This window comes from Arthrobacter sp. AIWTK1 (assembly GCF_056680535.1).
The window spans coordinates 3028153-3051051 of record NZ_CM155287.1; the positions used below are offsets into that span (position 1 = coordinate 3028153).

The window sequence follows — 22899 nt, forward strand, 5'->3', positions numbered from 1 at the left end:
TCGCCGGGAGCCGCGTCAACGGCGGCGTACCGCCCCGGGACGCATTTTCTGTTAACTGGTTTTTGGATGCCGGGGACTCCGCAAGACTCATGTACCCACCGTACTGACTCCGGCTGACAATTGACATTTGCTCCGGCCGCTACAGCCGCGCGGGGAAGCGATCCTGGTGCTGCTTCGGCAAGGGAAATCGTCACGATCTGGAGACTCGCCGTAGTACATCGCCATGTTGGGCGCCAGTCAATCTACCGTGGATGGGTGAGAAGAAAACCGATCGAACTGGCAGCTGTAGCAACCGCGGCAGTCCCCGGACTGACGCCCACCGCCGTGAGTTCCGCCCCCGACGATCCGGCGGACTTCGATTCGGCCCTTCTCCTGGACTCCGAGGGGAAGCAGTGGCGGGTACGTTCGCCGCGCCACGCGGAGGCCAGCGCCCGGCTGGAAACGGAGTTCATGGTCCTCCGCGCGTTTGCCCCGGGAATCAGGGCCGAACTGCCCTTTCTGATGCCCACGGTGGCCGGCACCGTGCGGCAGGGAGCCCTCAGCACCTTTGTGTACTCGCATCTGGCGGGCACCACCCGCAGCGTCGAAGAGCTGACTGCAGGACCGGAAGGCCTCGCTCGGGAGGTGGGCGCGGCGCTGGCTGCGATCCATGACCTGCCGCGGACTTTGGTCAGCAACGCCGACCTCCCCAGCTACACACCCAACGAGTTCAGGCAGCGCAGGCTCAATGAACTCGACCAGGCCGCGACCACGGGGAAGATCCCTCCCGTGCTGCTGCGCCGCTGGGAACATGCTCTGGAGGACGTGTCCCTGTGGCGCTTCAATCCCTGCGTGGTCCATGGCGACCTGCACGAGGACAACATCCTGGTTGACGGCCAGCGCGTGACGGCTGTGACCGGGTGGACCGACTTGCGCATTGGCGATCCCGCCGACGACATGGCCTGGCTGGTCGCTTCCAATGAACAGGGCTTCGTGGACGCCGTGTTGCGTCACTACACGTCGAGCCGCAGGGATGCACCCGACGCCCACCTGCTGCGCCGCGCCGCGCTCTCAGCCGAGTTCGCGCTGGCCCAGTACCTGGTCAAGGGGCTGGCTGCCGGAGACCAGTCCATGATCGGCGAAGCGGAAGAAATGCTGGCATCGCTGGCCGAGGACATCACTGAGCACGGCGGACAGCCCATCAGCGTGGAACCTTTGCCGCAGTCCGTCCCGGCCGTCCACGTTGAACCCGTGCCGCTGGACGAGCCGTCCAGTGCCGCCGCCATGCCCTCGGTGCACGTGACGCCCATCCCGGTTGAACAGCCGGCTGAACAGGCCGCCGAAAAGCCCGCCGGATCTGATGCCTCCGCTCCGGCAGCAAAAGTCAGCGAAGCGGGACAGGCGGCCGGCGGAGCAGGGGAAACCTTTCCCCCGGCCCCGCCTGCAGCCGATGACACGTCCACCGCAGCCCTCAAGATTGTGGACGCGAAGTCCCACTAGCGGAAGCTGTTGCTTTTGCCAGGGCGGTGGTTCCGCCGAGGGCGGCTGTCACGATGTCTTCGAGCTGTTCCGCCGTACCAAGATCATGGGGGCGGACCACCTGGTTTTCCCCCACGTAGTAGAAGGCTGCCCGGACACTGTCCAGCGGAACGCCCTTGAGCCGTGCCCAGGCAAGACGGTAGACGGCCAGCTGGACGGCCTTCACCTTGAGCTGTCCCGCGGCGGGGCGGCGGCCTGTCTTCCAGTCCACGAGGTCCCAGCAGCCGTCGGCGTCCCTGAACACGGCATCGATCCGGCCGCGCACCACAACGTCACCGATGCGCGTTTCCACCGGAACCTCCACATGGGCCGGGGCCCGGTGCGCCCATTCCGAGTTCCGGAAGGCCTCCACCATGGAGTCCAGCCCGTACGCCTCGTCAATGTGGTTGTCCGAACCGGGTGCCTCATCCAGCTCCAGCATGCCTGCTTTGCCGAAGTACTCTTCCACCCAGGCATGGAAGGCCGTGCCTTTGCGGGCGGACATGCCTGGTTCCCGGGGAACCGGCCGCCGCAGCCGCGCCAGCACCGATTCGGGGTCGTCGCCCAGATCCACGAACATCGACGCGGAAATGTGGCCGGGCAGGTGGACGTCCTGTACCGCGGCCCTGCGGAATCGGCGCTCCAGCAACAGCTCAGCTTCCTGCGCCCAGTTGGCGGCGACGCCCCGGAGCTGCCGGGGCCCCTCGCCCGCAGCTGGATCTGCCGGGGCATCACTTGCCGGGTCCGCGGCCATGGCTTCGCGGACCCGTCGTGCTGCCGTTTCCATCACGGCACGGCGCCCCGGAACCAGCCTGAGCCTGGCCCCTGTCCGCGGATCGGCAGGCCCTTCCAGCGGATCATACGGCCACAGGGCCACTTCGAGGTCCTGGGTCAACGGACTTTCGGCAGGCAGCGCCGGCTCCTCCACCGATGCGGGATGCACGACGGCGGCGCGTCCGGCGGCCGCTTCCGCCGGCCCCCGGGCCTGCCCCTCCGCTGCGGCGGCTTCACCGTCGCCTGCCCCGACACCTGCGAGGGGTGCCAGCTCCGAGAGGAACGGAGACATCTCCGCCATTCCGGCCCGGGAACCGACCCAGGCCGCACTCGAAACCCACAGCACGAATTTGGCCCGGGTGTACGCCACATAGGCCAGCCTGCGCTCTTCGGCTTCGCCGTGCGCCTGGACGTCGGCTTTGAAATCTTTTTCGGCGTCCAGCCAGCCCTTTTGATCCGGCTGGTCCGTGTCCCACTGGGGCAGGTCGGCACGGTCTCCCCGCAACGGCCAGGGCAGGGCAGCGCTTCCGCTGCTCCAGCGCGAATCCCGGCTGCTGGGAAACGCTCCCGCGTTCAGGCCGGGGACGAAGACAACATCCCACTCCAGGCCTTTTGAAGCATGCACTGTCAGCAGCTGCACCGCTTCATGATTGACGTCCGGGGCAGCGACGTCCAGCCCGCCCTCCTCCGTTGCCGCGGCTTCCAGCCAGGCCAGGAACGCCAGGACGTCAACCCGGTGCGAGGTGTGGAGGAATCCTGCCGCGGCATCGTGGAATGCGTCCAGGTTTCGCCGCGCCTGGTGGATGCTGATCCCGGGACGGGCCGCCACTTCGATATCCAGTAGCATGGCCCGTTCCACTTCGCCCAGCAGAGTGGTGAGGTCATCGCCCATAAACCCCCTGAGCTGCCGGAGTTCAGCCGAGAGGGCATCCAGCCGGTCCAGGGCGTCGCGGCTCAGCGTCCGGCCGTGGGCCGAGGTCCAGCCCTCCCGGGGCAGCCAGTCCAGGGCTTCCACCAGGCTGGCGGAATCGGTGATGTCGCTCTCGATGACCGCAGTGTCCGGATCGTCAGCCTCATCCGCTTCCTTGCCCGGGTGCCCTCGGCGGCGGGCCAGGAAAGATGACCAGTCCCGGAACGCCATGAGGTCGGCCGGGCCTATGCGCCATCGTGCTCCGGCGAGGAGCCGCATGAGGGAATCCGAACGTCCCGGATCCGCGAGTACCCGCAGCGTGGCGACCAGGTCCACGATCTCCGGGGTATCCAGAAGTCCTCCGAGGCCCACGATTTCGTAGGGGATCCCGCGCAGCTCAAACTCACGCCGGATGCATTCCATCTGTGCACGGCGGCGGCATAGGACCGCCATGGCAGGAGGTACGCGGTCGGCGCCGGCGGGTTCCTCGAAGTCCGTGACGCGGTACCGCAAGACATCCGCCGCGATGGCCCTGGCCTCGTCTTCGTCCGTTGCAAAGCGCCCGATGACGACCTTCCCGTCGGCCGCAGCCGGACTGGGCTGCAGCGGCGGGACCTCCACGGAATCCGCGGACTCCCGCTCCCCCGCCGGACCGGCGTGCATCGCGGCGGCGCTGAGGGGCGCCGAAATGACGTTTGCCGCGGAAAGGATGTTGCGCCCGTTGCGCCACGCGGTTGTCAGGTACGAGGTTGGCGCGACCGCAAACGAGCCGCCGAGCTGGACCGGAAATTCCCGGACGAAATGGAAGAGCTGGCCGGCGGAAGCCCCGCGGAACCCATAGATCGACTGGTTGGGGTCGCCCACCGCTGTCACGGCATGGCCGCCGCCGAAGAGCCTGGAAAAGAGCACCAACTGGGCGTGCGAGGTGTCCTGGAATTCGTCGAGCAGCACCACTTTGAACCGCTGGCGTTCCACCTCGGCGGCCAGCGGAATCGCGCTGGCTACCCGCGCGGCAAGCGCCACCAGGTCGCCGAAGTCCAGCGCGCCGCGGACCCGCTTCGCGTCCGCATACCTGCCCACCATTTCGGCAACGCTGGCCCTGGTGCGCAGCATGGCCCCGAGTTCGCCGGCAGCCTGCGTCGGGTTCTTTTTGGCTCCGGCCACGTAGGGCAAGGCTTCAAATTCCGCCACCCGCTCCATTAGCCATTCCTGCACCTCGGCCGGATCACGGAGGTGTTCAGCACATTCGCCCGCGAGCTGGATGACGGCCTTCACCAGAGTCGATTTGGCAGCACGGAAGTGTTCGTATTCGCCGTCGAAGGCCTCAACAACTTCGCTCGCCAGCTGCCAGGCCTGCGCTCCGCCTAACAGGACAACATCACGTTCGACGCCGAGCCGGAGCCCGTAGTCGGACACGATGCCGCTGGCGTAGGAGTGATACGTGGAAACCTTGGGTTCCAGGGCATCCTCGCTGAGCAGGCCTGCGGGGAAAATCCTGTGTTCGGAGTCCTCCGCCGCGATCCGTTGAAGCGCCGACAACTTGGACCGGATCCGGCTGGCCAGTTCACCGGCTGCTTTGCGCGTGAACGTCACGCCCAGGACTTCTTCCGGCCGGACCCAGCCGTTGGCAACGAGCCACACCACACGGTCCGCCATAGTGGCGGTCTTGCCGGATCCGGCACCGGCAATGACCAGCCGCGGAGTGAGCGGCGAGGAAATAATGGCGGACTGCTCTGCGGTGGGGCTGTTGCGTTCGCCCAGCATGGCAGTCAGCTCTTCCGGGGAAAACCGCGGGGCCGGGACGTCGGGGGGCGTGGTCATTCAGTAACCTGCTTTCCGCGCGGACAAAGGGGACAAACCTCCGGCAGCCGGCAGCCGTGGCTGCCGTGACCCGATTTTGCCGGATCGTGGCGCGCCTCGAAAGCACTGCCGGACATGAGCCGGGCGGCGTCATTCACCATGTCGAGCGCCCAGTTGTTATCGGAGCCCTCCAGCGGCTCCTGGACCTGGATGCCGGGGCTCTTGTTGCTCGTGCCAAGCTGGGCCAGCACGGCGCCGCCGGGCTGAACAACGCCCGGCCGGATGTCGCCATCCGCTGGGCCGGGTTCCGTAAACCCTCCGGCCAGTACCGCGGTCTGGTAGGCACCCAGCTGGGGGTGGCGGGCCAGGTCTGCCTTGGACGGCTGGCGTTTGCCGGTTTTGAGGTCCACGATCACCAGGCGTCCTTCGGAATCGATCTCCAGCCGGTCCACCTGTCCGCGGAGTACCGCGGACCTGACCTCGGGCTCAGCATCAGTTGCCGCCGGTACCAAGGTTTCCGGCTGCGGGATGTCCACGATGTCAGGCAGTTTCACTTCGAAGTCCCGCTCTACGCCGACAAGGCTCCGGCCTTCGCTGCGCATGACCAGGATGTACTGTGCGAGCTTCCGGACCATGCTTTCGGCGCGCTGGAAATCCAGTTTGCCTTCCCAGTTGTCCTTCATGCCGAGGGCCGGCCACCGCCGGACCAGTTCCGCAAGGTATTCCGCGCCCGAAGCGTCCGGGAGATCCTGCGCGATGGCGTGGACCAGCGTTCCCAGGCTCCTGGCGAAGTCGGCGGCTGCTTCACCGCCGGCAGCCTGGATAAACCAGTCCAGCGGCGATTTCTGTACGGATTCCACCTTGGACGGCGAGACGAACACTGTTCCTCCGGGCGGAACGATCCGTTCCCCGGAAGAGAGCGGCGCGAGCCCCCACCAGGAATCGGGATGGGCGCCGGGGACGGGCGGTTCGGCTGCGGCCAGACCGGCTAGGACCCTTGCCGCTTCGACGGATTCAGCGGCGGACCTCCCGTCCAGTTGCGCATGCTGCCGAAGCTCGGCCACGAGGGCACGGAGGGTCATGGGCCGTTCCACAGGGGTGAACGTACGCCGGTCCTGCCCGGGATGCAGCGGCGCGACATAGTCGAGGAAAGAGGACGGCTGTTCGTCCTCCGATGAAACGGCGGTGCAGATCAACACCTCACGGGCCCGGGAAACCGCCGTGGAGAAACTGCGGAGTTCGTCGTACCGGATTTCCCGCAACCTGCTTATCGGCCCGAGTTGCAGGGCGTGCTCCACCCCGTGCTCCACGGCATCGGCGAAGAGCGTGCTGCCCAGGAGCTCCCCCCGGAGCCTGGTGTTGGGCCACACTCCTTCCTGCAGGCCGGCGATGATGACGACGGGCCATTCACGTCCGGCGGCGCTTGCCGGCGTCATAAGTTCCACTGCATCTTCCAGCTGCGCGCGGGCCGCCAGGGTGTCCATGGGCAGTTCCTGGCTGAGCAGGTACTCAAGGAACTGGTCCGGGCCCGAGCCCGGCAACTGGTCCACATAGCGCTCGGCGGTATGGAAGAGGGCCATCATGGCGTCCAGGTCGCGGTCTGCCCTGGCCCCCGCCGTGCCACCGGCCAATGCGGCGTCAGTCCAGCGTGCGGCAAGACCTGTTGAGTTCCACAGCGCCCACAGCACTGTCTCCGCGTTTCCTCCCGGTGCCCGCGCCGCCGCCCGGCCGGCCTCGATCATGCGCGCCACACGCCTGGCAGAACGGCCTTCGATACCGGTGGTGGCCAAGGCGCCCGGTTCCAGCAGCGACTCGACCAGCAACGCATCGCTGGTGCGTCCGCCGCCGCCGAGGATCTCCTCGCGGCGCAATGTCTGGCGCAGCCGGCGCAGCTCAATGGAGGTTGCTCCGCCGATCCGGGAGGTCAGCAGTGCCACTGCCGCTTCAGGGGTCAGCGCGGCGGGATCAAGCGCCACGGCATAGGCATCAAGGAGGGGCCTGACTGCCACTTCGTCCCGGACGGCGGATTCCGCCACAGGAACCCGGACGGGAATGCCGTGGCCGGCCAGGTGGCGCTGCAGCTGGTTCAGTTGCCCGCCGTTCCGCACGATCACCGCGATGTCGCCCAGCTCGCGACCGTGGTTCAGGTGTGCATCCAAAATCCGCTGCGCCACATAACGCAGTTCCTGGACCGGCGACGGAAGGACGTGGCCCTCAACACCGCCGCCTGCCGGAACCGCGCCGGCCTCGGGAAAGGCAGCCGCCGGTTCGACAGTCTTCAGCCTGCGCGCCGACTGGCTGCCTGCCCGTTGGGAGATTCGTCCCGCCACCGAAAGCCAGGCCTTGGCGACTGCCGGCGTGTGGCGGTGGGTGTACCAGAGCGGGCGCTCCAGGACCGCGCCCGGGACGGCAGCGTCCCGGGGGGCGCGTCCGCTTGCATCTGCAGGAGCCAGCAGGTGCGGCAACTCGGCCGTGAGGTCGGGCCGGGCACCGCGGAACCCCTGGACGACGGTGTCCGGCGAGGATGCCACATAGACATCCTTGCCTGACGCGATATCCGCTAACAGCTCGAACACGGCCGGGTTGGCTTCCTGGATGTCGTCCACCAGGATCAGCTGAAGGCGTTCCCGTTCGGCGGCCAGGAATTCGGGGGCATCCTGGAAGATTTGGCGGGCCGCCGTGATGATTCCCGCGGGATCGAATGCCTCCGGCATCCGAAGGTCCAGTATGTCGCGGTATTCGGCGTACAGCGCTGCGGCAGCGATCCAGTCCGGACGGTTGCACTGCCGGGCCAAAGCCACCAAATCGGCGGGCGTCCGGCCGGATTCGATGATCCGGTCAAAGAGCTGGCGTACCTCCTGGCGGAAACCACGGGTCTCCAGTGCGGCACCGAGGTCTTCCGGCCACGGCAGCTCAAGACCAGGCAGGGCATGGCCCTCGAGCAGTTCCTTGATGATGAGGTCCTGCTCGGGTCCGGACAGAAGCCGCGGCGGCCGCGGCAACGGGAGGATGCCTTCCGCCTTGGCGCGCCGGATCAAGTCAAAGGCGTACGAGGCCCAGGTGCGTGCCGGCGTCGTGCTGAGGCTCCGGTTAAGCCGGGCCGTGAAGCGGTCCCGCAGGGTGTCGGCGGCGAGGCGGCTCGGAGCCAGCACGAGCATTCTTTCCGGATCAAGGCCATCGCGCTCTGCCCGGCGCACTGCCGCTTCGATGAGCACGGTGGATTTTCCTGTTCCCGGAGCACCCGGAACCAGCACCGGACCGGAGCCGTGCGGGACGTCCACGGCCGCCTGCTGGTCCGGTGTCAGCACCGGAACGACGCTGTGGACCTGACGGGGAGGAAGGAGCCTCAAGCCTGTGGCCGCGCCGGCACGTGTGGCGACCGTTAGCCGGCCGGGCTGGCCGCCTGCCCCCTGCCCGTCTGCCAGCTGGCCGGGCTGGAGTCGCTGCCCGGACTGAACCTCCGGGGAATCGCTGGTAAGTGTCACACAGTCATTTCATCATTGGGGGCGGACATTTTATGGAGCCGCCGCTCCAGCCGCTCGGCAATCAGGTCAATGAGGTCAAAGTCACCGTCTACGGGAGCCCACCGAGCCTCGACCAGGTCAACGCGCCACCGTCCTTCGCCGGTCCGGAGGAAGTCCAGGTAGCGGCCAAGGAGCGGAGTGTCTTCCTGGAGGTAGAACGTCAGGGCTTCGCTTGCCAGCCCCTGGGGTGCTTCGCCGGTGGCCCTCACCACGCGCCACCAGGGAACTGAACTGCCGTGGTGGCTCATCACGGACCCCACCTGCCTCGCACCGCCGGAACCGAGGAGCTCAGCAATGTCCCCGTAGGCCACTGCTGATCCCGGAGGGACGAGTTGGACTACGGACAGCACCGCCTCGACATACTCCGTGCGCATGAACCCAGCGTAGCGGTTCCCGTGCGGGGGCACGCCACGGCCTGGCACAAAACTGTCGGTGGCAGCAGGTAGTTTTGAATCATGAGCAGCAGGAACACCAGCACCACCAGCACCGTCGGCAGCATCGTCGGCAGCACCCTCACCGCTTCCGGCACGTGGGACACGCGGCCACGTGCTGCGTTCGACTTGGAGACCACCGGCCGCAACTCGCGCGCCGCCCGGATCGTTACGGCGTCGGTCACGGTGGTGGATGCCGATGGAACTGTCATCAAGGAGCACGAGTGGCTCGCGGATCCTGGCATCGAGATCCCCGCCGAAGCCAGCGAAGTCCACGGCGTCACGACCGAAAAAGCCCGTCAAGAGGGCCGTCCGGCCGCAGAAGTGACCCGCGAACTGGCCTCCGTGCTGCAGGGGTTGTTCGATGACGGCGTCCCGGTCATTGCATTCAACGCGAGCTATGACTTCACGGTGCTGGCTGCCGAGTCAGCCCGCTACGGGATACCGCAGCTGGAGCGCTTCCCCGTGCTGGATCCCTACATCATGAACAAGCAGGTGGACCGGTACCGCAAGGGCAAGAGGACACTGACCGCGCTGTGCGAGGAATACAACGTCAACCTTGATAATGCCCACACCTCCGCCGCGGACGCTTTGGCGACGCTCCGGATGCTGGATGCCATGGCGGGCAAGTTTCCCAAGCTGCGCATGGCTGCCGGCCAGCTCCACCAGCTGCAGGTCGGATGGGCGGCCAGCCAGGCCGCGGACTTCCAGACCTATCTGCGCAAGACCAAGCCCGCCGCCGTGATTGAAGGCGAGTGGCCCGTCCTCCCCCCGGAAGACGCCAGCAGGGGCGATTTCTAGCCGCCGCCCCGCACCGGGCCCCGGGGGGAGGCCCGCACTCTGGGATAAGGATCACAGTTGCCGGCTGGTCCACACCCCGGCGGGTTGGTTCGTGGCAATTTTGCCTATCGCCACGAGGCTGCACGAGCACCGCCGCAATTGGCCCTAGGCGGAACTTCCTGCTGCGGTAAGTGCCGCGCGCCGAACATTATGCGGAAGTGACTCACCTTAGGCTCCGCTGACATAATTAAGTTCAAAAGCGTGCTTGTGCTATGCCCTGCCCGAGGCCTACCTCCTGAGGATAAATGATCACAGTTACCGACCTTCGAAAGGTCTACCGCCAGGGGAAAAAGGAAGTAGTGGCCCTCGACGGCGTCACCCTTTCCGTTCCCAAGGGTTCCATTCACGGAATCATTGGCCATTCAGGCGCAGGAAAATCCACCCTGGTGCGGTGCCTGACTCTGCTGGATCGTCCGACGTCCGGGTCCGTCAGCATTGACGGCACAGAACTGAGTTCCGTGCGGGACTCCGAAATCCGTGCGGCGCGGCGCCGTATCGGCATGGTTTTCCAGCATGCCAACCTCATGGACTCACGCACTGCCGCGGGCAATGTGGCCCACCCCCTGGAGCTCGTGAAGACGCCGAAGGACAAGATCCGGGCCAAGGTTGCGGAGCTGTTGTCCCTCGTGGGCCTTGAGGGGTTCGAAAACGCATACCCCTCCCAGCTCTCCGGCGGCCAGCGCCAGCGCGTGGGCATTGCCCGGGCCCTGGCTGCCGACCCCGATGTGCTGCTGTGCGATGAGCCCACCTCGGCACTGGACCCGGCGACCACTGACGAAATCCTGGACCTGATCCAGGACCTCACCAGGCGCCTCCAGCTGACCGTGCTCATCATCACCCACGAAATGAACGTCGTGAAGCGCGTCTGCGACTCCGTCTCCCTCCTGTCCAAGGGCCGCATCATCGAGCACGGCGCCCTGAAGGACGTGGCCGGAAACCTCGAGAGCAAACTGGCCAAGGCGCTCCTGCCGCTGCCGGCGTCCGAGCCCCTGAAGGGCGCCCTTCAAGGCGGAGCGGTCCTGGAGATACTGTTCGCGGGTGACAACGCCAAGGAGCCTGTGCTTACCAGCGTTGCGCGGCACTTCGACATCGACCTGAATGTCCTGGCCGGCAGCGTCGAAACCCTGGGCGGCCAGCAGTTCGGGCACCTCCGCGTCCAGCTCGCCGAGGATGCGGATGCTGACGCCGTCCTCGCCTACCTCCACCAGCGCGGAATAGGCGCAAAGGTGGCCGCGTCCAACGCACCTGCCAGCGACCCACTTGAATTGGATTCTGCGGAATCGGACGCTGCCGAAGCGAACGCTGCTGAATTCAACGACGTGACGGGAAGGAACTCATGAACGACATCTTTAGCAACCCCGTCCTTGCCAAGGCCCTGCCCGAGGCCATCGTGGAAACCCTGCAGATGGTCGGAATTTCGGCCTTCTTTACGGTGCTGGTAGGACTGCCCCTGGGCGTCTTCCTGCACGTCACGGCGCCGGGCGGCCTGCGTCCGATGCCCGTCACCAACCGGATCATGAGTGACGTCATCGTCAACATCACCCGCTCCATCCCGTTCGCAATCCTGATGGTGGCCCTCATCCCGCTGGCCCGTCTGCTGACCGGCACGAGCCTTGGACCCGTTGCGGCATCAGTTTCCTTGTCCATCGGCACCATCCCGTTCTTTGCCCGCCTGGTGGAAACCTCGCTCCGGGACGTCCACCATGGAAAGATCGACGCCGCCCAGGTCATGGGTTCCACCAAGATGCAGGTCATCAACAAGGTGATGCTGCGCGAGTCACTCCCGGCCCTGGTAGCCGCCACGACCACCACCGTGGTCACCCTGGTGGGGTACTCGGCCATGGCCGGCCTGGTGGGCGGTGGCGGACTCGGGAAGCTGGCGTACAACTACGGCTTCCAGCGGTTCGATGTCACCGTCATGATCGTGACCATCGTCCTGATCATCGTTCTGGTGCAGGTCATCCAGCTGGTGGGCGAACGGATCTCCCGAAGCCTTGACCACCGCTAGGCAATCGCCACCGCCAAGCCATGCCACCCATCAGCCGTTGTCCAACGGCCACGGCAATCTTCACCGCAGCAGGTAGCCGCCCGCTGTATCTGTGCCGGAGCGGACGCCGGGCGCAAGCCCGCCGTCGAACTCCATGCAATTCGAAAGGAACGCATCCGATGCGTAAATCACTCTCCCTCCTGGCCACCGGCATTGTCACCGCCCTGGCCCTGACCGCCTGCGGCGGTTCGTCCAGCCCGAGCGCCGAAACCACGACCCTTGACCCTGCCAAGCCCGCCACCCTGACCGTCGGCGCAAGCCCGGTCCCGCAGGCGAAGATCCTGGAGTTCATCAACCAGGACCTCGCGCCCAAGGCCGGCCTGAAGCTGGACATCAAGGAGATCGAGGACTACCAGACGCCGAACACTGCCCTGAACGACGGCTCGCTGGACGCCAACTACTACCAGCACCTGCCGTGGTTTGAGGACCAGGTCAAGACCAAGGGCTACAAGTTCGGCCACGGTGAAGGCGTCCACATCGAGCCTTACGCTGCTTTCTCCGAGAAGATCAAGGACATCAAGGACGTCCAGGACGGCGCCAAGGTTGCCATCACGAACGACCCCTCCAACCAGGTCCGCGCGCTCAAGGTCCTCCAGGTGGCCGGGCTGGTGAAGGACATCAAGGATGATTCCTCCGTGCTGACGCTTACCGACGAGCAGAACCCGAAGAAGCTGAAGTTCTCGGAGAACCAGCCGGAACTCCTGATCAACGACCTCAAGGACCCCTCGGTGGACCTGGCGCTGATCAACGGCAACTTCATCCTGAAGGCCGGCCTGAGCACCAAGGACGCCCTCGCTGTGGAATCCGTGGAGAACAACCCCTACGCGAACTTCCTGGCCTGGCGCGAGGACTCCAAGGATGACGTCCGCATCAAGAAGCTGGACGAACTCCTGCACTCCCCCGAGGTCAAGGCCTTCATCGAAAAGGAATGGCCGAACGGTGACGTGACGGTGGCTTTCTAAGCCGGCTACACAGCATTAGCAAAAAATCCCCGCCTCCCGGACATATCCCCTTCGCTTTTAGCGGGGATTCGTCCGGGAGGCGGGGATTTCTGTTATGTGCCGTTACAGCCCGGCGGGCACGGCTGCCGCAGCGGCGGCCTTGGCGGCAGCCGGGAGCGCGTCGAAGATCCTATTCATGGCGGCGTCGTCGTGAGCCGCGGAAAGGAACCAGGCTTCGAAGACGGACGGCGGGAGGTAGACGCCGGAGTCCAGCATCGAGTGGAAGAACGGCGCGTAGCGGAACACTTCCTGGCCCTGGGCGTCGTCATAGTTGTGGACGCCCCGCGCCGAGGTGCCGAAGGCCACCGAGAACAGGTTTCCGGCCCGCTGGATGGAGTGGTCCACCCCGGCTGCGTCCAGCGCCGAGGACAGCGCAGCAGAGAGCTCCAGCGAGCGGGCGTCGATGAACGAGTAGACCTCGGGGGTGGCGTGCGTCAGGGTGGCGACGCCGGCTGCCATGGCCACGGGGTTTCCGGACAGAGTGCCCGCCTGGTAGACGGGCCCGAGCGGCGCCAGGTAGTCCATGATGTCGGCACGGCCGCCGAGGGCCGCCGTCGGCATGCCGCCGCCAATCACCTTGCCGAACGTCAGCAGGTCAGGGCTCCACGGCTCGGCGGCATCCGCCGCGCCGCCGGTGAGGCCCCAGTAGCCCGAGTAGCCGGTACGGAAACCGGTGAGGACTTCGTCCACGATGAGCAGGGCACCGTGTTCGCGGGTAATCCGTGACAGCCCGGCGTTGAAGCCTTCGCCGGGCGTCACCACACCCATGTTGGCCGGCGCCGCCTCCGTAATGACGGCGGCGATGTTGCTGCCGTGGGCGGCGAACGCGGCCTCCACGGCAGCGAGGTCGTTGTAGGGCAGCACCAGGGTTTCGGCGGCGGTGGCAGCTGTGACCCCCGCGGAACCGGGCAGCGCCAGGGTGGCCACGCCGGATCCGGCCGCGGCCAGGAGTCCGTCGAGGTGGCCGTGGTAGCAGCCGGCAAACTTGATGACCAGGTCGCGGCCGGTGAAGCCGCGGGCCAGGCGGATCGCGGTCATGGTGGCTTCAGTCCCGGTGGACACCATCCGGACGCGCTCAGCGGCCGGCACACGTTCCTTGACGATCGCGGCCAGGTTGGCTTCGTCCGGCGTGGAGGCACCGAACGAGAGTCCGCGGTCCACGGCGGCGTGGACTGCTTCGAGCACGGCCGGGTGGGCGTGGCCCAGCAGCGCCGGACCCCAGGAGCACACCAGGTCCACGTACTCGGCGCCGTCGGCATCCGTCAGGTACGGGCCCTTGGCGGACACCATGAACCGCGGGGTCCCACCCACGGAACCGAAGGCACGGACGGGAGAATTGACACCGCCCGGCATGAGCTGGCGTGCACGGTCGAAGAGTGCCTCATTGCGAGGAGAGCTGGAAGTCATGGTTCCTATTCTTTCAGTTTCCGGCTGCGTGCCCGGACAGGAGCTCGGCCACCCGGGGGGCCACCGCCGTGCCAAGCAGTTCAATGGACCGCATCATGGCGGTATGGGGCAGTGAGCCGCTGCTGTACTTGAGGTCGAAGCGGTCCACGCCGAGGTTGCGCTTGAGCAGGACGATTTTGCGCGCCACCGTCTCCGGCGACCCCACGTAGAGTGCGCCTTCGGGGGTGCACATGGCGTCGAATTCATGCCGGCTTCCCGGGCCCCAGCCGCGTTCCGCTCCCAGCCGGTTCCGCAGTTCCAGCCAGTGCGGGAAGAACTCTTCGCGCGCTTCCTCGTCCGTCTCGGCAACATGCCCCGGCGAATGCGTGGCCACCTGCTGCATCGGGTGGCCGTACTTGGCCATGGCTTCGCGGTAAAGGTTGGCCAGCGGACCGAACGACCGCGGTTCGCCGCCGATGATCGCAAAAATAATGGGGTAGCCGTATTGCGCACAGCGCAGCACGGACTCGGGGGTTCCGCCCACGCCGATCCAGGCCGGCAGCAGATGGTGCTCCAGCGGCGGATAGACGCTCAGCCCGTTGAGGGCCGGACGGGTCCGGCCTTCCCAATGGACGGGCTTTTGGGCGCGGACTTTGTCGAAGAGCTCCAGTTTTTCCTCGAACAGGATCTCGTAGTCGGCGAGATCCAGGCCAAACAGCGGAAACGATTCGATGAAGGACCCGCGGCCCAGCATGACTTCCGCGCGGCCGCTGGAGATGGCATCCACCGTGGAGAACCGCTGGAAGACGCGGATGGGGTCATCCGAGCTCAACACGGTGACGGCCGACCCCAGCCGGATGCGTTTCGTCCGCGCGGCGGCGGCGGCCAGGAACACCTCGGGCGCCGAGACGGCGTAGTCCTTGCGGTGGTGCTCCCCTACCCCAAAGGCGTGGAGGCCGACGTCGTCCGCCAGTTCCGCCTGTTCCAGCAGCTGGCGGAGGACTTGCGCATGCGGCACCGGGTGCCCGTCGGGGTACACCCCGACGTCGCCGAAGGTGTTCAGCCCGAGCAGGACCTTCCCGGGTCCGACGGGAGCGGTAGGACTGTCACCGTGCGCGGCGGCGGGAGCCACGGGTACGCCGGCTCCTGTAACGGGCGCCTCGCTCATCAGGACTCCTTCAGCCATCCGGCGAGCTCGGATGCCCAGTAGGTCAGGACCATGTTTGCCCCGGCCCGCTTGATGCCAAGTACGGATTCCGTGATGGCAGCGCGCCGGTCGATCCAGCCGTTGGCGGCGGCAGCCTCGATCATGGAGTACTCCCCCGAGATCTGGTACGCGGCCACAGGAACGGTGCTCATGGCCGCGACGTCGGCGAGGATGTCGAGGTAGCTCATGGCCGGTTTGACCATCACCAGGTCGGCGCCTTCGGCCAGGTCCAGCTCCACTTCGAGGATGGCTTCGCGGCGGTTGGCGGCGTCCATCTGGTAGGTACGCCGGTCACCCTTGAGCTGCGAATCGACGGCTTCCCGGAACGGTCCATAGAACGCCGAAGCGTACTTTGCGGCGTAGGCCACCACGGCCGTGTTGGTGTGCCCGGCATCTTCCAGCGCCTGCCGGATCACGCCGATCTGGCCGTCCATCATCCCCGAGGGGCCAAGCATGTGCGCTCCGGCGTCCGCCTGGGCCACGGCCATGGCGGCGTAGATTTCCAGCGTGGCGTCGTTGTCCACGTACCCTTCGTCGTCGAGGACGCCGCAGTGGCCGTGGTCGGTGAATTCGTCTAGGCACACGTCACTCATGACCACCAGGTCATCGCCCACTTCCGCGCGGACGTCCCGGATGGCCTTGTTGAGCACGCCGTCGGGATCCAGCGATGCGCTGCCCCGGGCATCACGCTCGGCGGGGATGCCGAAGAGCATGATTCCGCCCACGCCGAGCTCCACGGCCTCGGCCGCAGCCCTTTTCAGCGAATCGGTGGTGTGCTGGACCACGCCGGGCATGGAGGCAATGGGGTTGGGTTCGGTGAGCCCCTCGCGGATGAAGGCCGGAAGGATCAGTTCGGGCGCCGCCAGCCGGTTTTCGGCCGTCATCCTGCGCATGGCCGGCGTGGTGCGGAGGCGGCGGGGGCGGTGGTTCGGGAAGCTCATGTTCTGTCCTTCACGGGTGTCTCCGGGGCGGGCGGTGGTGTGGATTGTCCTGGTGCAAGGGCCTGGATGACGGCGGACACCAGGCCGGATGCTGTGGGCTCCTCGGCGACGGCGGCCACCGGCAGCCCGAGCGATTCCGCCTCGGCCGCAGTTGACCGCCCGATCGCCACGAACCGGCAGTCTCCCAGCGGTGACAGTCCGGCATGGATGCGGCGTGCGGCGCTGGGTGACGCGGCGACGACGGCGTGGAGCCGCCCGGCGTCCAGCTCGGCTTTCGCTTCGGCGGGGGTGAGCACTTCCGTTCCCGCCTGCGCGACGGCGGAGGAGGGTTCGGGGGGAAAGCTGCGGGCCGGATCTGCGGGGTAGTCCACCGTGTGGTAGGCAGTGACGGCCTGAACCCTGGCGCCAAGTGACTCGAGCCCCTCGGCAAGCCTGCTGTCGGCGATGTCCGCCTGCGGCAGGAACACACTGCCCTGGCCCTCCGGCCAGATGTCCAGGAGCCCGACGCCGGACTGGAGGCGGACCGGGGCCAGGTCAACAGTGATTCCCCGCAGCTCCAGTTCGCGCCGTGTGGCTGGTCCGATGGTGGCCACCTGGACGGAACCGGGCAGCCACCGGCTCAGCGTCACGCCCCGTTCCCGGGCCAGTTCCTCGAGGGCCTGCACCGTGGTGACGCTGCTGATGACCAGCCAGGTGTACGCGCCGGCGCCCAACGCGTCGAAGGCGACTTCGAGGGAATGCAGGTCCCGGGCCCGTTCGAAGTCGATCAGCGGCAGCAGCAGCGGCTCGGCCCCGGTTTCCCGAAGGGCCGCTAGCAGGGCCCCGGCCCGGTCCGGGCTCCGCGTGACCAGGACGCGGGCGCCCTCGAGCACGCGCGGCCCGTGCCGGCCCTCAATGCGGGCACTGCGCCGCCCCATCATCTGCCCGGCTCCGCCGGTTCAGGAAGCGGCAAGGTCCGCGATGTCGGCTGCGCCGGCCGCCAGCAGGGCCTCGGCCAGTTCGATGCCAAGAAGCGTCGCGCCTACCTCAGTGAGCCCGTCAGTTGCCCGCTTGTCGCGGACCGAAGCTGTCCCGTCCACGGCGCACACGGCGGCCTCCAGGTACAGCAGGCTTCCCTTGCGGAAGGCGTAGGCGCCCACCGGGGCGGCACAGCCCGCCTCAAGCCGGGCCAGGAGTGCCCGCTCGGCCGTGACTGCGAGCCTTGTGTCCGTATCGTCCAGGGCTGCCAGCGCCTGGGCCAGCGGCCCCCGGGACCCCGCGGGGGATCCGGGCCTTCCCGGAGCGTCGGCGGTGCGGCATTCGATGGCAAGCGACCCCTGGCCGGCGGCCGGAAGCATGACATCGGTTTCGAGGTATTCGCTGACGGTGTCCAGCCGGCCGATGCGCTCAAGGCCGGCAGCCGCCAGCACGACGGCGTCGAGGTCGCCGGATTTGCCCTCCACCACGGCGTCCGTGGCGTTGCCCGGCAGGCCGGGGACCCGGCCCAGGCGGGTATCCACGTTTCCGCGGATGTCCACGACGTCCAGGTCGGGACGGGCCGCACGGAGCTGCGCCGCGCGCCGAGGGGAACCGGTTCCCACCCGGGCGCCCTGCGGAAGGTCGGCCAGCTTGAAGCCATCGCGCGCGCAGAGCACATCCCGGACGTCGACGCGCTTGGGCGTCGCAGCAAGGGTCAGCCCGGGAGCGGCGCCGGTGGGCAGGTCCTTGAGCGAGTGCACGGCAACGTCGCACTGGTCCCTCAGGAGCGCGTCGCGGAGGGCCGCAACGAACACCCCTGTGCCGCCCATCTGCGAGAGCGAGCCGGTGAGGACGTCGCCGTCAGTCCTGATGTGCACCAGTTCCACAGGGAAGCCGCCAATAGCGGCAAGCTGGTCCGCTGTTTGTTGGGTCTGGGTCAGTGCCAGCTTGCTGGCACGCGTCCCGATGCGGACTGTCACAGGGAGTCCTGTCCCGCCGCCTGCGCAGCCGGGGCGTCAGCCGAACCCGACGGGTAGGGGTCGTGGCCCGTACCCACCGAGGTGTCCGCTCCTGCGATGGTGGGCTTCTCGCCGCGGAAGTTGGCGCAGCAGCCCGGACGGCAGATGTCGTACCAGGGGCCCAGGTCGGTCAGGTGGGGCCGGTCGGCAACATTGTTCGCGGCGGTGCGCTCAGAAATGAGGTCCACGATGCCGCTCACGAATTTGCGGTGGGTTCCGGGCGTGGGCACGCGCGTTGCGGACAGGCCCAGGTTTCGGCAGGTCTCCAGTGCTTCGGTGTCCAGATCCCAGACAACCTCCATGTGGTCGCTGACAAAGCCAAGGGGGACGATCACAATTCCCTTGACCCCCTCGCCGGCGAGCTCTTCGATGGCGTCGTTGATGTCCGGTTCGAGCCACGGCACGGACGGGGCACCGGAGCGGGACTGGTACACGAGGGACCATGGCGCGGTCAGGCCCGATTCTTCCTCGACCCGGCGGATGACCTCGGCGCCGGATGCCAGGTGCTGCGCCACGTATGCCGAGCCTTCTGCAAATGTGCGCGGCTCGCCCTCGGAGCGTCCTGCGGCTTCGGCGTCGCGCGTGGGAATGGAGTGCGTGGCGAACAGGATGTGGACCGGCGCATCCGGGGTGCCGGCCGCGGCCAGCTGGGCGCGGACGTCGGCAAGGCCGGCGGCGGTGCCCTCGACGAAGGGCTCCACGAAGCCCGGGTGGTCGAAGTACTGGCGGACCTTGTCCACCTCCAGCTTCCCGTCCAGGCCGGTTTCGGTCAGGGCCATGCCGATGTCTTCGCGGTATTGCCGGCAGCTGGAGTAGCAGGAGTAGGCGCTCGTGGTGACCATGAGGACCTTGCGGTGGCCGGCGTCGTACACATCCTGCAGGGTCTGCGGGATGTACGGGTCCCAGTTCCGGTTGCCCCAGAAGACGGGCAGGTCAATGCCGCGGGCGGAAAGTTCCGCTTCGATCCCGGCCTTGAGATCGCGGTTCTGCTGGTTGATCGGGCTGATGCCGCCGTTGGCGCGGTAGTGGTGCGAGACTTCCTCAAGCCGCTCGTCCGGAATGCCGCGCCCGCGGGTCACGTTGCGAAGGAACGGGATGACGTCGTCCTGGCCCTCGGGGCCGCCGAATGAGGCGAGGAGGACGGCGTCGTACTCCTTCGGAGCCATCCGGCCGGATTCCGTAACGGGGTTGACGGCCGTCACCGCTGCCGGTGCTTCCGGTGATTCAAGCGGGCTCATGCGAGGACCTCGGCGATCTCGCCGGCGGTGACCCGCCGGCCGGTGTAGAAGGGAATTTCTTCGCGGACGTGGTGCCGGGCCTCTGTGGCGCGCAGGTGGCGCATCAGGTCCACGAGGTCCACCAGTTCGGGTGCCTCGAGGCCCAGGATCCATTCCCAGTCGCCCAAGGCGAAGGAGGAGACGGTGTTGGAGATGACCTGCGGGAAGTCGCGGCCCAGCAGTCCGTGGTCGCGCAGCATGGCACCGCGTTCCGCATCGGGAAGCAGGTACCACTCGTAGGAGCGGACAAACGGGTACACGCACAGCCATTCGGCCGGTTCCACGCCACGTGAGAATGCCGGGGTGTGGTTCTTCGCAAACTCCGCTTCGCGGTGAACGCCCATGGCGGACCACGCGATTTCGGTTCCGGCAAAAAGCTTGCTGCGGCGGATGTCGCGGACGGCCTGCTGCAGCGCTTCGGGCTTGGGGCCGTGCAGCCACACCATGATGTCCGCATCTGCACGCATTGCCGAGACGTCGTAGCTGCCCCGGTGGACTACTCCGGAGTCCGCCAGGCGGCCCAGCAGTGCTTCGAAGTCCGCGGCAGCATCGTCGCTGCGGGTAACGTCGGAGGAGCGCTTGAACACCGTCCAGAGGGTGAAGAACTGCTCTGTTTCTTCGGCTCCGGAATTTTCGGTTTTACTGACAGATTCGGCAGAAGTGTGGCTCATGGATACCAGTCTGCCCCTTCAATGCCTCCTAAGTCGAAACAGCGCACTTCTACAACGTGTAGAAGTGCGCAATTTCACATCCGGCCCCGACGAAGCGCCTTGGGCGGCACCAGTCCCTAGATCCGGCGCATCCGGACATAGGCAACTCCTGCGGCGCACGCCAGTGCCACGAGTCCGGCGCCCCACCAGACCTGGGGCGACACGTCGCCCATGGGCGAAACGCTGACGGCAGAGCGCATCACCGGCGCACTGGAGACGCCGTAACCGGGGCCCGACAGCGGGACGACGCCGGCCGACGTCAGGACGGCCATGTTGGCGGGACCGAACATGTTCGTGGTGGTCCACGCGGACGCCGGAGCGGCCCCCGCTGCGGTTTTGCTGCCTGTTGGCCGCGACGTTCCAACCGAAGCGGGCACATCAGCGGACGGGCCGGGAGCGGTTGCTCCGGTTGCGGGAGCACCAGGAGCGGCAGTTCCGGGGAGCAGTGACGGCGGCGGCGCCGGAGTGCCGGCCGGAACCGTTCCGGTGGCCGGTGCAGGTGCGGCGGGCGCCTGCGCCGGATCTGTGGACGGAGCCACGGAACCGTCGGCGGGCGGCGGTGCCGGCGTGCTCGACGGCGGAACGGTACTCCCGCCAGGAGAAGGGGCCGAAGGCGACGGGGAGGGTTCAGACGGCGACGGGGAGGGCGACGTTGGAACGGGAGAGGGCGAGGTCCATTCCGGCTCAGTCGTCGGTGACGGTGACGGCGTGGGCTGCGTCCGCTGTCCGGGGGGCGTCAGCTTGCCGGTGCCCGGTGCGGACGGGCGGGTGGGATCCGGCTTGGGTCCCAGGACCACGGATGCCCAGGCGTCCAGCGCGGGAACACCCGCTTCCACGGACGTCGTGGCGGCGGCGTCAGCGCCGTCAGTGGTGTCCGGAGCCGGGACGAGGGAGGCAGCGTTGGATGCAGGAACACCTGCGGAAAGGACTAGTACCGCTCCGAGCGCCGCTGCTGCAGTGCCGCGCCGAAGACCCCCATGGAAACCAGTCAGCGTTCGAGTTTCTTCGGACTTCTGAATGACCATAGTCATCGACCCTAGCCAGAATTCCGTGCCATTAGAAACTTGCAAAGAAGCCCTGCACGCGGTACTCGCGGGCTAACGGAGAATGTCCGCAATCTGCCTTTTGGTGTCGTCAATGACGGCGGCCAGGCCGTTGCCCGCCAGCCACCCGCCCACCATGACGAGCCTTCCGTCCGCGGCGCAGACCCTGCGGACCTCCGCTACCCGCTGACGGTGGCCCACGGCGGCAAACGGCAGCACTCCGCCCCAGCCGACAACGTCCCAGTCGAGCACGTCATTAGCCGTGACAGGCACTGTCAGGAGCGCGGAAGCATCCCGTAAAGCGGCCGCAAAAAGTTCCTTGTCATCCGGCCCCTGCCCCCCGCGGCCGGGCAGGGCGGCGGACGCATCCTGCGCGTCGAAGCCGCCCGTCTTCCGCGGGCCCTCGCCCCGGCCGTAGGACAACCGGACAACGTGGGTGCCGGGCCCTGCCGCGGCCGCCAGCCAGTCCCATTTGGCCGTGGCGTGGGTCAGCGCCTTGGCCTGGATGCCGGGAGTCTGCGGAGCCACCAGGATGCCTGTTCCGCGTGGCCGCCGGTCCAGTTCCGGAAGGTCAACAACAAGCGTCACAAGCTTTACATCCGGTCCGGCGTCCGGCCGGTGCGCGGTCAAGCGGGGGACGGCGTCCTGCAGCAGCCGGACTGCGGAAGGTCCGTCAAGGGCCACCACCAGCAGGCCGGCGTCGTACGTCCGCTCCCCCGCCGATACCCGCCAGCCGTCCGCAGTCCTGGCCACGGACTCGGCCCGGGTAGCGGAGGAGAGCGTGGCGCCGCGGTGCCGCAGCTCAGCTACGAGCGCAGTGATCAGCGTGTGCATGCCGCCCTGCAGGCCGGCGACGGCGGATCCGGCTTTGGCGCCCTCGGGGGCGGTCCCCCGGCGCTGGGCGGCGACGGCGGCTGCCAGGGAGCCGTGGGCACGGATCCCGGCGCGGAGTCCGGGCGCCACCATGTCAACGTCGAGCAGTGCGGGATCGGCCGAATGCACGCCGCCCACCACCGGCTCCACGAGGCGTTCCAGGACACGGCGCCCCATCCGTTGCCGGACCAGGGCCGACACGCTGGTGATGGCGGCGCTGGTCCCCACGGAGGACGGCAGGAACCTGTCCAGGGAGGCGCGCAGGGAGCCGGCGAGTCCCAGGGTCCTTCGAACTTCGGGATCCCACGGGTTGGCCGGAATGCCCAGGACACCGGTTTTGGGGAGTTCCCGGGCGCCTTCCGGGAGCTGGACCCAGGCTCCGCCCGGGTGGGGCGCAACAATCGTGCCGGCGACGCCGAGCTCAACCGCGAGGTCCGCCACGGCACTCGAGCGGGTGGCGAAGGACTCCGCTCCGCTGTCCAGCGTCAGGCCTCCCACCACATGGCTGCCCACGCAGCCGCCCCAGGCTTCGCCGGCCTCCAGGACGGTCACCTGCCGGCCGGCTTTGGCAAGCTCGAGGGCAGAGAGCAGGCCGGAGATGCCGCCGCCCACCACCACCACGGCCGTGGTAACGGACGGTTCCGGCGTGGCTGCGCTCACCG

At 67.5% G+C, this 22899-nt stretch carries 17 protein-coding genes; 5 read left to right on the top strand and 12 right to left on the bottom strand.

Translation table 11 applies throughout. The annotated features are described in order from the left end of the window. The first annotated feature begins 255 nt into the window (after positions 1-255). A complete protein-coding gene (locus tag AC1MDG_RS13910; RefSeq protein ID WP_479804524.1) occupies positions 256-1479 on the top strand; it encodes a macrolide 2'-phosphotransferase in 1224 nt (407 codons plus the stop codon). On the opposite strand, the gene AC1MDG_RS13915 is transcribed toward AC1MDG_RS13910, so the two are convergent. From AC1MDG_RS13915 to AC1MDG_RS13925, 3 genes are all read right to left on the bottom strand, one after another. Then, positions 1451-5002: an ATP-dependent helicase gene (locus AC1MDG_RS13915; RefSeq protein ID WP_479804526.1), complete on the bottom strand. Its 3552-nt coding sequence runs from the start codon at positions 5000-5002 to the stop codon at positions 1451-1453. The genes AC1MDG_RS13910 and AC1MDG_RS13915 overlap by 29 nt on opposite strands. Further along, positions 4999-8331 (bottom strand): ATP-dependent helicase, encoded by a 3333-nt coding sequence (locus tag AC1MDG_RS13920; protein WP_479809106.1) that lies wholly within the window; start codon positions 8329-8331, stop codon positions 4999-5001. The genes AC1MDG_RS13915 and AC1MDG_RS13920 overlap by 4 nt, the downstream gene beginning before the upstream one ends. 131 nt (positions 8332-8462) lie before the next feature. Then, the gene (locus tag AC1MDG_RS13925; protein WP_479804528.1) at positions 8463-8879 is read right to left on the bottom strand and encodes an MGMT family protein; all 417 of its coding nucleotides are present in this window, start codon (positions 8877-8879) and stop codon (positions 8463-8465) included. A gap of 81 nt (positions 8880-8960) precedes the next feature. Between AC1MDG_RS13925 and AC1MDG_RS13930 the strand changes: the two genes are divergently transcribed. The 4 genes from AC1MDG_RS13930 to AC1MDG_RS13945 all read left to right on the top strand — a co-directional run bounded on the left by AC1MDG_RS13930 (position 8961) and on the right by AC1MDG_RS13945 (position 12785). Continuing rightward, complete coding sequence (locus AC1MDG_RS13930; protein WP_479804530.1) at positions 8961-9737, top strand: exonuclease domain-containing protein; 777 nt, start codon at positions 8961-8963, stop codon at positions 9735-9737. Between the two features lie 284 nt (positions 9738-10021). Continuing rightward, the gene (locus AC1MDG_RS13935; protein ID WP_479804531.1) at positions 10022-11116 is read left to right on the top strand and encodes a methionine ABC transporter ATP-binding protein; all 1095 of its coding nucleotides are present in this window, start codon (positions 10022-10024) and stop codon (positions 11114-11116) included. After that, the gene (locus tag AC1MDG_RS13940; protein ID WP_043482717.1) at positions 11113-11784 is read left to right on the top strand and encodes a methionine ABC transporter permease; all 672 of its coding nucleotides are present in this window, start codon (positions 11113-11115) and stop codon (positions 11782-11784) included. The genes AC1MDG_RS13935 and AC1MDG_RS13940 overlap by 4 nt, the downstream gene beginning before the upstream one ends. Positions 11785-11942: 158 nt before the next feature. Continuing rightward, positions 11943-12785: a MetQ/NlpA family ABC transporter substrate-binding protein gene (locus AC1MDG_RS13945; protein ID WP_479804533.1), complete on the top strand. Its 843-nt coding sequence runs from the start codon at positions 11943-11945 to the stop codon at positions 12783-12785. Between the two features lie 102 nt (positions 12786-12887). Here the strand turns inward: AC1MDG_RS13945 and hemL are convergent, their stop codons facing one another. From hemL to AC1MDG_RS13990, 9 genes are all read right to left on the bottom strand, one after another. Beyond that, complete coding sequence (gene hemL / locus AC1MDG_RS13950) at positions 12888-14231, bottom strand: glutamate-1-semialdehyde 2,1-aminomutase (RefSeq protein ID WP_479804535.1); 1344 nt, start codon at positions 14229-14231, stop codon at positions 12888-12890. A gap of 13 nt (positions 14232-14244) precedes the next feature. Beyond that, the gene (locus tag AC1MDG_RS13955; RefSeq protein ID WP_479804536.1) at positions 14245-15378 is read right to left on the bottom strand and encodes an LLM class flavin-dependent oxidoreductase; all 1134 of its coding nucleotides are present in this window, start codon (positions 15376-15378) and stop codon (positions 14245-14247) included. After that, a complete protein-coding gene (gene hemB, locus AC1MDG_RS13960; RefSeq protein WP_479804538.1) occupies positions 15378-16358 on the bottom strand; it encodes a porphobilinogen synthase in 981 nt (326 codons plus the stop codon). Before hemB ends, AC1MDG_RS13955 begins: the two co-directional genes overlap by 1 nt. Continuing rightward, positions 16355-17278: a uroporphyrinogen-III synthase gene (locus AC1MDG_RS13965; protein WP_479804539.1), complete on the bottom strand. Its 924-nt coding sequence runs from the start codon at positions 17276-17278 to the stop codon at positions 16355-16357. Before AC1MDG_RS13965 ends, hemB begins: the two co-directional genes overlap by 4 nt. A gap of 18 nt (positions 17279-17296) precedes the next feature. Next, entirely contained in the window at positions 17297-18295 is a 999-nt protein-coding gene (gene hemC, locus AC1MDG_RS13970; RefSeq protein WP_479804540.1) for a hydroxymethylbilane synthase, read from the bottom strand. Then, positions 18292-19572, bottom strand: a complete 1281-nt coding sequence (locus AC1MDG_RS13975; RefSeq protein ID WP_479804541.1) for a ferrochelatase — start codon at positions 19570-19572, stop codon at positions 18292-18294. The genes hemC and AC1MDG_RS13975 overlap by 4 nt, the downstream gene beginning before the upstream one ends. After that, positions 19569-20282: a hydrogen peroxide-dependent heme synthase gene (hemQ, locus tag AC1MDG_RS13980; protein WP_479804542.1), complete on the bottom strand. Its 714-nt coding sequence runs from the start codon at positions 20280-20282 to the stop codon at positions 19569-19571. Before hemQ ends, AC1MDG_RS13975 begins: the two co-directional genes overlap by 4 nt. Positions 20283-20398: 116 nt before the next feature. Beyond that, complete coding sequence (locus AC1MDG_RS13985) at positions 20399-21352, bottom strand: hypothetical protein (RefSeq protein ID WP_479804544.1); 954 nt, start codon at positions 21350-21352, stop codon at positions 20399-20401. A gap of 66 nt (positions 21353-21418) precedes the next feature. Further along, positions 21419-22897 (bottom strand): protoporphyrinogen/coproporphyrinogen oxidase, encoded by a 1479-nt coding sequence (locus AC1MDG_RS13990; protein ID WP_479804545.1) that lies wholly within the window; start codon positions 22895-22897, stop codon positions 21419-21421. Positions 22898-22899 lie beyond the last annotated feature (2 nt).